This is a genomic window from uncultured Schumannella sp. (genome assembly GCF_905479755.1).
GTDB lineage: Bacteria > Actinomycetota > Actinomycetes > Actinomycetales > Microbacteriaceae > DCRR01.
In genome coordinates this window covers 1-6,985 of the sequence record NZ_CAJQNT010000051.1, presented here as the reverse complement: position 1 = coordinate 6,985, position 6,985 = coordinate 1, and the positions used below count along the sequence as shown (strand labels likewise).

Annotated in this window: 6 protein-coding genes; all 6 read right to left on the bottom strand. The window is 71.3% G+C overall.

All coding sequences use genetic code 11. The features are described 5' to 3' along the window. Positions 1-1,225 (bottom strand): L-aspartate oxidase (gene nadB, locus QZ258_RS12160; protein ID WP_294181918.1); only part of this gene is annotated, 1,225 nt, incomplete at its 3' end. A gap of 2 nt (positions 1,226-1,227) precedes the next feature. Next, complete coding sequence (gene nadA / locus QZ258_RS12155; protein WP_294181916.1) at positions 1,228-2,538, bottom strand: quinolinate synthase NadA; 1,311 nt, start codon at positions 2,536-2,538, stop codon at positions 1,228-1,230. Continuing rightward, complete coding sequence (locus QZ258_RS12150) at positions 2,525-3,262, bottom strand: NrtR DNA-binding winged helix domain-containing protein (RefSeq protein WP_294181914.1); 738 nt, start codon at positions 3,260-3,262, stop codon at positions 2,525-2,527. The genes nadA and QZ258_RS12150 overlap by 14 nt, the downstream gene beginning before the upstream one ends. A 123-nt stretch (positions 3,263-3,385) precedes the next feature. After that, a complete protein-coding gene (locus QZ258_RS12145) occupies positions 3,386-4,186 on the bottom strand; it encodes an isoprenyl transferase (protein ID WP_294181913.1) in 801 nt (266 codons plus the stop codon). A 22-nt stretch (positions 4,187-4,208) separates the two neighbouring features. Continuing rightward, positions 4,209-5,282 carry a peptidase C39 family protein gene (locus QZ258_RS12140; protein ID WP_294181911.1) on the bottom strand — a complete coding sequence of 358 codons (1,074 nt, stop codon included), beginning with the start codon at positions 5,280-5,282 and terminating at the stop codon, positions 4,209-4,211. Then, a partial coding sequence (locus QZ258_RS12135) for an ABC transporter ATP-binding protein (protein WP_294181909.1) occupies positions 5,279-6,985 on the bottom strand: 1,707 nt, incomplete at its 5' end. The genes QZ258_RS12140 and QZ258_RS12135, both read right to left, overlap by 4 nt.

Below are 6,985 nucleotides of genomic sequence, written 5' to 3'. Positions count from 1 at the left end.
CGGGGCGGACCTCGTCGGCGCTCAAGACGAGCGGATGCGGCGGAAGATCGAGCACCGTTGCCGCCCGCCAGGCGAAGACGAGCGATTCGAGCAGCGAATTGGAGGCCAGCCGGTTGGCGCCGTGAACACCGGTGCAGCTGGTCTCGCCGACCGCCAAGAGCCCGGCGAGGGTCGAGCGGCCGGAGGTGTCGGTGCGCACCCCGCCCATCCAGTAGTGCGCGGCCGGGGTGACCGGGATCGGTTCGTTCCCCCAGTCGAAGCCGTGCTCGGCGACGACGCGGCTGATGCCTGGGAAGCGTTCGGCGAGGAACTCGGCGCCGAGCGCGGTGGCGTCGAGGAACACCGGGCGGCCGTCCTGCGCGGCCATCGCGGCGGCGATCCCGCGGGCGACGACATCGCGCGGGGCGAGCTCGCCGTCGGGGTGCACGTCGAACATGAAGCGGCGCCCGTTCTCGTCGACGAGGGTCGCCCCCTCGCCGCGCACCGCCTCGGAGACGAGCGGATTGCCGGGAACGGCGAGCGAGGTCGGGTGGAACTGGAAGAACTCGAGATCCTGCACCGCGGCGCCCGCACGGTAGGCGATCGCGACGCCGTCGCCCGTCGTCACCTCCGGGTTCGTGGTGTGGCGGTAGAGCTGCCCGGCCCCGCCGCTGGCGAGCACCACGGCGTCGGCCGCGATCGTCATCTCGCGCCCGTCGGGGTCGATCGCCTCGACGCCGACGACCCGGCGCTGTCCACCCGCGTCCTCCTCGACGATGAGGTCGCGCAAAAACGTGTGCTCGTGCACCTCGACGGCGAGCCGCTTGACGGCGCGCAGGAGCGCCACCTCGATCGCGAGCCCGGTCGCATCCCCGCCGGCGTGCAGCACGCGGCGGTGCGAGTGCGCCGCCTCGTGGCCGCGCGCGAGCTCCGCATCCGGTTCCTCGCTCGCCCGGTCGAACTCGACGCCGAGCGCGATCAGGTCGCGCACCCGTTGCGGGCCTTCGCCGCAGAGCACCTCGACCGCGTCGCGGTCGCACAGTCCCGCCCCAGCGGCGAGGGTGTCCTCGATGTGGGAGTCGATGCTGTCGTCGGGGAACATCGCCGCGGCGATCCCACCCTGCGCGTACTTGGTGTTGCTCTCGGCGAGCTCGGCCTTGGTCACGAGCACCACATCGTGGTTCGCGCTCGCGCGGTAGGCGGTGATGAGACCGGCGATGCCGGTCCCGACGACGACGACGCGCATCCTCAGTCCTTCGTGGTGGGGGCCGCGTCCTTGGGCAGCGCGGCGAGCATGCGCTCGAGGGCGACGCGGGCATCCGCCGCAACCTCCTCGGGAACGCGGATCTGGTTTAGCACCTCGCCGCGCACGAGCGCCTCGAGCACCCAGGCGAGGTAGCCGGGGTGGATGCGGTACATCGTCGAGCACGGGCACACCACCGGGTCGAGGCAGAAGATCTCGTGCTGCGGGAACTCAGCCGCCAGGCGGTTGACCATGTTGATCTCAGTGCCGACCGCGAAGGTGGTCGGCTCGGTGGCGGCCGCGATCGCCTTGCGGATGAAGTCGGTCGAGCCCGCCGAGTCGGCGGCATCGACGACCGGCATCGGGCATTCGGGGTGCACGACCACGTGGACGCCCGGGTGCGTGGCGCGCGCCTTCTCGATCTGGTCGACGGTGAAGCGCTTGTGCACGCTGCAGAAGCCGTGCCAGAGCACCACGCGCGCGTCCATGAGTTCGTCGGTCGTGTTGCCGCCGAGCGGCTTGCGCGGGTTCCACATCGGCATGCGTTCCAGCGGCACGCCCATCTTCTTGGCGGTGTTGCGGCCGAGGTGCTGGTCGGGGAAGAACAGCACGCGCTGCCCGCGCTCGAAGGCCCACTCGAGCACCGTTTCGGCGTTCGAGCTGGTGCAGACGATGCCGCCGTGGCGCCCGCAGAACGCCTTCAGCGCGGCCGAGGAGTTCATGTAGGTGACGGGGATGATCGGGGCCTTGCCGTCGGCATCCGGCTCCGTGCCGTAGATCGCCTCCAGCTCGGCCCAGGCCTCCTCGACCGAGTCCTCATCGGCCATGTCGGCCATCGAACAGCCCGCGGCCAGGTTCGGCAGGATGACCGCCTGGTCCTCGCGCGCGAGGATGTCGGCGGTCTCGGCCATGAAGTGCACACCGCAGAAGATGATCGCCTCGGCGTTCGGCACCGTCTGGGCGGCGTTCGCCAGTTGGAAGCTGTCGCCGAGGAAGTCGGCGTGCTCGACGACCTCGTCGCGCTGGTAGAAGTGGCCGAGCACGACGACTCGGTCGCCGAGGGTCTGCTTCGCGGCGCGGATGCGTGCATCCAGCTCCTCGGGCGTCGCGCGCTGGTACTCCTCGGGGATGCTGCCCTGGCGCGGCGACCCGGTCGGGATCACGTCGCCCATCGAGGAGCCGGGGCCGTACTGCAACTCACGATCAAAATCCCACGGGCTCTTCGCAAGCGCCGGGCTGCAGGCCTCTTGCGGCTGCCCGTCGGCGTTTCGACCCGTCGTGCGGATCAGCTGGATGGTGGTGTCAACGGAGGCCATGAGCGGCGTCCTCTCCTGCGGGGGCGGTGGATGTGGCGCCGTGGTGGGTCAGGGGTCCGTGGTCGACGAGCGCCGCCGCGGAGTCGTAGCGGTAGAGCCGCGGCGGACGGTGGCGCCCGCCGACGACACGCTCGTCGGTCGCCACGAGCGCACCGGAGGACTCCATCTGGCGGCGGAAGTTGGCGGGGTCGAGTTCGCGATCGAGCACCGCCTCGTGCACCTGGCGCAGCTCGCTGAGGGTGAAGGTCTCCCCGAGCAGGGCGTGTGCGATCTGGCTGTACTCGAGCTTGGTGCGCAGGCGCCAGAGCGCGTACTCGACGATCAGGTTGTGGTCGAAGGCGAGCTCGGGCAGCTCGTCGGCGGCGAACCAGCGCACGTTGTCGGCCTCGCGTTCGGCGTCGGTCTGTTCGGGGGCGACGAGCGCCCAGTAGACGACGCTCACCACGCGGCCGCTCGGCGAACGGTCGGGTTCGCCGAAGCAGTAGAGCTGCTCGAGGTAGCCGGGGCGCACCCCGGTCGTCTCGACGAGGTTGCGGCCAGCCGTCTGCGCGAGCCCCTCGGCCGGGTCGGCCCAGCCGCCGGGCAGCGCCCAGCGTTCGGCGAAGGGCTCACGCGTGCGGCGCACGAGAGGCAGACTCACGACGCTGCGACCGGACACCGGATGCGGTCGAAGGGCGAAAATCACGGTCGAGACGGCGAGCGAGATCTGGCGATCGGCATCCATGGCGTCTCCTTCCGCGAGCTTTTCTGTAAGGGTCAATTCAACCCGAACAGATTCTAGCACTTCGGGTCAGCCTGACCTGAACGCACGCCACGGGTCGGGCACGCACCCGGTGCGAGCGGCGGCTCAGCGCGGCGTGGGCGCGTCGACGGCGCCGCCGAAGCGGCGGTCGCGACCCACGTACATCCCGATCGCGCGCCACAGGTCTTCGCGAGAGAAGTCGGGCCAGAGCGTGTCGAGGAACACCATCTCGGCGTAGGCCGCCTGCCAGAGCTGGAAGTTGCTGGTGCGCTGCTCGCCGGAGCTGCGGACGAACAGGTCCACATCCGGCAGATCGGGCAAATACAGGTGCTTCTGAATCGTCTTCTCGGTGATGCGGGCCGGGTTCAGCTTTCCCGCCGCCGCCTCGGCGGCGATCTGGCGCACCGCATCCGCGATCTCGGTGCGTCCGCCATAGTTGACGCACATCGTGAGGGTGAGCGTGGAGTTCTGGGCGGTGAGCCGCTCCGCGAACTGCAGTTCATCGATCACGCTGCGCCAGAGCTTCGGGCGCCGCCCCGCCCAGCGCACGCGCACACCCCACTCATTGAGCTGATCCCGCCGCCGGTGCAACACCGCCCGGTTGAAGCCCATCAGAAAGCGCACCTCGTCGGGGCTGCGCTTCCAATTCTCGGTCGAGAACGCGTAGACGCTGAGGTGCTTGACCCCGGCCTGGATGGCGCCAGCGACCACGTCGAGCAGCGCCGCCTCGCCCGCCTGGTGACCCTGCGTTCGGGTCAGCCCGCGCTGATTGGCCCAGCGCCCGTTGCCATCCATCACGATCGCCACGTGTGCGGGCACCGAGCCGGCCGGGAAAGCCGGCGGGTAGAGCCCGGTCCAGTCCAGGGGCCGGAACGGCTCCGCATCGGGATGCGTGGTCGACGTCACCGTGTCAGCCTAGCCAGCCGCGTCAGCGATGCAGCAGGATGACGCCGCGGTAGCCGCTCCCCCAGCGCACGACGCCGTCGAGCGCGTCCGTGGTCATCGGGATCTCGTGCGTCATCACCCAGCTCTCGCCGATCGTGGTTTCGACCCACGGGTCATCGATCAGCACGACGCCGTCACGCACCGCGGAGGCGATCACCCAGTGCGGCGTCGGGTCGTCGATGAGCGGTTCGAGGTCGATGAGCAGCAGCGCGACCGCTCCGCCCGCGACCGCCTCCTCGACGGCGCTCATGTCGATCCGTTCGTGATGCCAGGTCACGCCGCGTTCGTCGAGTTCGATCGCCGCGAGCCGCTGCAGATCACGGCGGAACGACAGCTCCTCCGGCTCGTCCAGCTGCTCCAGCAGGACGGGCTCGTCGGTGTCGAGGAAGACCTCGACACGGTGGGCGTCGCCGCGCATCCGATCGACGGTGACGGCCAGGGCGAGGGGATCACAGGCCGGCACGTTGGTGGCGGCCCGCCAGACGCGCAGCTCGGTCAACCGGTTCTGGTCGGGGTCGTCGCCGAGCAGCTGCTCGCCGACCGCTTCGAGCGCAAGCAGCGCCGAAACGCCACCGCAGGTGAACTCGGTCGTCTGGCGGTAGTACGCGACTTCCTCGCGCGGCCAGGTCACGAGATCGCGAACCCAACCATGAATGCCGGGCTCGGTGCCGTCGCCCGAGCGATGCGGGGTGCGCAGCGGCCGGAAGCCGTGTGCCGCGGGATCGACCGACTGACCCGGCAGCACCTCCCATTTGATGAGCGGATGCCCGGCCTCGGTCTCGCGCGCCACGAGCGCCGCGATCACGGGCGCCAGCTCGTCGGGCTCCCCGAAGGCCCCGGTGATGACCGAGCCGACGGTGAGCGGCCGGCGGCGCAGCAGCGCGCCGGCGGCGGGCGCAGCGGCGGGCCCGAGCAGCGCGCGGTGCACGATCGCGCTGCCGCTGGGGCGCGCCCACACCTCCGTCAGCGCCGTCGGCAGCACGACTCCCGGCGACTGCTCCTGGGCGGAGCTCCCGACAGCGAGTTCGACGATCTCGGGGATGCGGTCGCCGGTCATGCGCGCGCCCGGTCCTTCGTCTCGGACGCGGTCTCACTCGCCACCAGCAGCGAACGCGTGTACGGATGCTCGGGAGCGTCGAAGACGCGCGCGACCGGACCGGTCTCGACCATCTCACCGCGACGCAGCACGAGGACACGATCGCACACCTGACGCACGACCGCGAGATCGTGCGTGATGACGAGCACGGGCGTGCCCAGTTCATCCCGGAGTCGCAGCAGCAGCGCGAGGATCTGCGCCTGCACCGAGACGTCGAGAGCCGAGACCGACTCGTCGCAGATCAGCAGCCGCGGCCGTGGCGCGAGCGCCCGGGCAATCGCGACGCGCTGCCGCTCGCCGCCGGAGAGGTCGCGCGGTCGGCGCGCCGCGTAGCGCGCCGGGAGCCCCACACTCTCCAGCAGTTCGTCGACGTCGGTCGCCGGGCGTCCGCCGACGGCGAGAGCCTCGCGCAGCGCATCGCCGACGGTGAGGCGCGGGTTGAGGGCCGAGTACGGATCCTGGAACACGATCTGCACGTCGCGCGGATTCCGGCCGGCGAGCGTGGGCGAAAGCGGACTGGCACCGAGGCGCACCTCGCCGTCTGAGGGCGCGTGCAACCCCGCGACGCAGCGCGCGAGTGTCGTCTTGCCGGAACCCGATTCGCCGACGACGCCCACGATTTCGCGTTCGCCAACGTCCAGGTCGACCCCGTGCAGGATCTCGGTCGCACCGTGGCGGGCGCGAAGCCCGCGCACCACGAGCAGCGGCTCCGCCGCGGGCGACTCGGCCTCGGCCGCGCGCCCCCGTGTCTCGAAAGGCAACGGCGTGCGGCTGTGGTGGCATGCCACGACGCCTCCGCGCGCCACGGCGTCCAGCGGCGGCGCCTCGACGTGACAGCGGTCCGTCGCGAGCGTGCACCGAGGCGCGAATGCGCAACCAGCCGGGCGCTGCCCCGGCGCGGGAACCGATCCCGGGATGCCTTCCAAGGTCTCCAGCCGGTGGTCCAGCGGCGGATCGGCGGCCAGCAATCGCGCGGTGTAGGGGTGCACGGGCGCGTCGAGCACCTCGCGTGCCGGTCCGCGTTCGGCAACCGTCCCCGCGTAGAGCACCACGATCTCGTCGGCGCAGCCGCGGACGATGCCAAGGTCGTGCGAGATCAGGATGAGCCCGAGTCCGCGGCGCTGCTGCAGTTCGGCCAGCACCGCCAGCACTTCCCCCTGCGTCGAGGCGTCGAGCGCGGTCGTGGGCTCGTCGGCGATCAGCACGTCGGGATCGCCTGCGATCGCCGCGGCGATGGCGACGCGCTGACGCATTCCGCCGGAGAGTTCGTGGGGGTAGCGGCGCGCGACCGCGGGGTCGAGTCCGACCTCGCGGAGCCGATCGTCGACGATCTTGCGCACGGCGGCGCGCGTCAGGCGTGTGCCCGTGCGCCGCGCGAGCGCCCGCACCGTGTCGGCGATCTGCGTGCCGCAGCGGTGGACGGGACTGAGCGACGTGAACGGGTCCTGCAGCAGCAGCGAGATCGCCGACCCGCGCAGCCCCGACCACGGCACCGAACCCGCCAGGTCGAACTCGCGGGCCCCCCAGGCGACGGTGCCCGATGCCTGCAACGCGGGGTCGAGCAGCCCGGTGAGGGCGCGCGCGGTGAGCGACTTGCCGGAGCCGGACTCGCCGACCACCGCGAGGGTGCGCCCGGCGCGGATCTCGAGATCGACCGGTTCGAC